Here is a 2598-nt window from a genome sequence, read left to right as displayed (position 1 = left end):
CCCGGCCGAGGAGCCCTGGCGCGGGGCCGGGCGCCCGCTCAAACGTCTGGCCGCCGAGCCCCTGCGCGAGCTTGAGCACCGCGGACGCCGCGTGCTCGTGCTCGGGTGGAGCGAGAAGGTGCCCGCGCTCCTGGCCGAGCTCGGCTCCTACGGCGCCGGCGCCTTCGTGGTCACGGTGGTCTCCTCGCTCCCCATCCGCGATCGCCTGGAGCGCCTGCGCCACCAGAACCTGGAGCTGCCCGAGAGCTTCTGCCGCCACATCGAGGTCGACTACACCCACTGGGCCGCGGAGGGGGCCCGGGAGATCGCGCTCGCGGACCACGTGCTCTTCATGAGCAGCGACCGCCTCGTCAGTGGCGAGGAGGCCGACGCCCGCACGATCATGGGCTACCTCTCGCTCGAAGAGACGCTGAGCCAGCCCCGCAAGCGCGGCCGCCCCCCGCTGCAGCGCCTCGTGGAGCTGAGCGACCCCCACAACCAGACGCTCATTGGCGAGCGGGTCGGTGAGGTGATGATCAGCCCGATTTTGCTGAGTCATGTGCTGGCGCAGGTGGCGCTGCGCCGGGAGCTCTCGGTGGTCCTCGATGAACTCTTTACCGCCGGCGGTGCCGAGATCGGCTTTCGCCAGCTCGAGGAGTACGAGCTTGAGCCGGGTATCTCGGGCTTCGCGGAGCTCGAAGAGGAGGCCAACCGCCGCGGGGAGGTCTTTCTGGGCGTGGAGCGCGACGCCCGCGCCCGCGAGGGCAAAGGGTCGGCCCCCGGCAGGGCGCTGGAGCTCAATCCGGAGCGCGGTCGGAGCTGGGAGCTCGCCGCCCACGATCGCCTGGTCGTGATGACCCGCGTGGCGCGCCGCCCCCCCACGCCTGCGCCCGACGACGAAGCCTGAAGGCTCCCCGGGCCTGTTCGGAGTGTCGCTAAGGCTCCCAAACCGTTCGCCGAGCCCGAGAGGAGGGGGGTGACCTCCCCCCCGAGCCGTGCCTCGAACGCCCGAGGAGGGGGGTGACCTCCCCCCCGAGCCACCCCTTGAGCCACTTTTTTGCGCCGCCAGGGCTCCGAAGCCGTTCGCCGAGCCCGAGAGGAGGGGGGTGACCTCCCCCCCGAGCCGTGCCTCGAACGCCCGAGGAGGGGGGTGACCTCCCCCCCGAGCCGTGCCTCGAACGCCCGAGGAGGGGGGTGACCTCCCCCCCGAGCCGTGCCTCGAACGCCCGGGCAGGGGGGTGACCCCCCCCCGTGCCGCCCCTTGAGCCATTTTTTTGCGCCGTTAGGGCTCCGAAGCCGGTCACCGACCCCGAGAGGGGGGAGGTGACCTCCCCTCGTCGCCATCCCCCTTGCCCCGCAGGCATCGCCCGGCGACGATGCCCGCCCTCACCGATCACCCCTGTGCCAACCCGACACGGAGAACCCCATGCTCACCGTCCACCATCTCAACAACTCCCGCTCCCACCGCATCCTCTGGCTGCTCGAAGAGCTCGGCTGCGACTACGAGATCGCGTTCTACGAGCGCGACCCCGACACCATGCTCGCCCCGCCCGAGCTGCGCGCGATCCACCCGCTGGGGAAATCCCCCGTGATCACCGACGGCGAGGTCACCGTGGCCGAGTCCGGCGCGATCATCGACTATATCGTCGAGCGCTACGGGGAGGGTCGTCTTCGCCCGCCGGCCGATTCGCCGGAGCGCCTGCGCTACACCTACTGGATGCACTACGCCGAGGGCTCGGCGATGAGCCCGCTGATGCTCAAGATCGTCTTTCATGAGATCGGTCGTCAGGGCCCGCTGCTCGCGCGTCCCCTGCTCAAAGGCGTCTCGGCGGCGGTCAACAAGGAGTTCATCAACCCCGAGCTCAAAAAACACATGACCTACTGGGAGTCCGAGCTCGCCAGCCGCCCCTATTTCTGCGGCGAGGAGTTCAGCGCGGCCGATATCCAGATGAGCTTCCCGCTGGAGGCGGCCACCGAGCGCGGTGACCTCAGCGCCTACCCGCACATCACCGCCCTGGTCGAAAAGCTGCGCGAGCGCGAGGCCTACCAGCGCGCGATTGAGCGGGGCGGCGAATATTCTCTGGCCTTCTGAGTCTTTACGACACGAACCCTTTTCGGGTGATACGAACGCCGGAGCCCCCGCATGAGCACACCACGTCCCCTCCCCGATCCCGAAACCATCGAGCGCACCCTGGCGCGAAGCCGCCGCGGTCGCCTGCCCCTGTGGGTGGGATCGACGCTGGTGGTGGGGGGAATCATCGCCTCGGTGGCCTGGTGGCAGTGGCCCCGCGAGCAGCCGATCCACTGGCAGACGCAGCCCGCCGATCGCGGCGACATCATCGTCTCGGCCAGCGCCACCGGCACCGTCGAGGCGCGCCGCACCGTGACGATCGGCGCCGAGATCTCCGGCAAGCTCGCCACGGTCGACGTCGACAAGAACGAGGAGGTGGAGGTGGGCCAGGTGCTGGCCACCTTTGATACCACCGTGCTCGAGAGTCAGCTGGCCCTGGCGCGCGCCGGGCTGGCCTCCTCCCAGGCCTCGCTGCGCCGCGCGCAGGCCTCGCTCAACGAGGCCGAGGGCGAGGAGCGGCGCACCCGCGCGCTGGTCGAGCGGGAGGT

General features: G+C 70.4%; 2 protein-coding genes and 1 pseudogene. All 3 read left to right on the top strand.

What is annotated here, in order from left to right; all coding sequences use genetic code 11:
• Nucleotides 1-886, top strand: a pseudogene (locus FRC96_RS22320) (hypothetical protein); the annotation flags it as partial.
• A gap of 519 nt (nt 887-1405) precedes the next feature.
• Entirely contained in the window at nt 1406-2071 is a 666-nt protein-coding gene (locus FRC96_RS16095; RefSeq protein ID WP_146975923.1) for a glutathione S-transferase family protein, read from the top strand.
• 51 nt (nt 2072-2122) lie between these two features.
• Nucleotides 2123-2598: biotin/lipoyl-binding protein (locus FRC96_RS16090; RefSeq protein ID WP_146975922.1), on the top strand; the 476-nt coding region annotated here is incomplete at its 3' end.

The sequence above is a fragment of the Lujinxingia vulgaris genome, assembly GCF_007997005.1.
Classification (GTDB): domain Bacteria; phylum Myxococcota_A; class Bradymonadia; order Bradymonadales; family Bradymonadaceae; genus Lujinxingia.
Note: the sequence above shows the minus strand (reverse complement) of the source record. Positions and strands in the feature narration are given on the sequence as shown.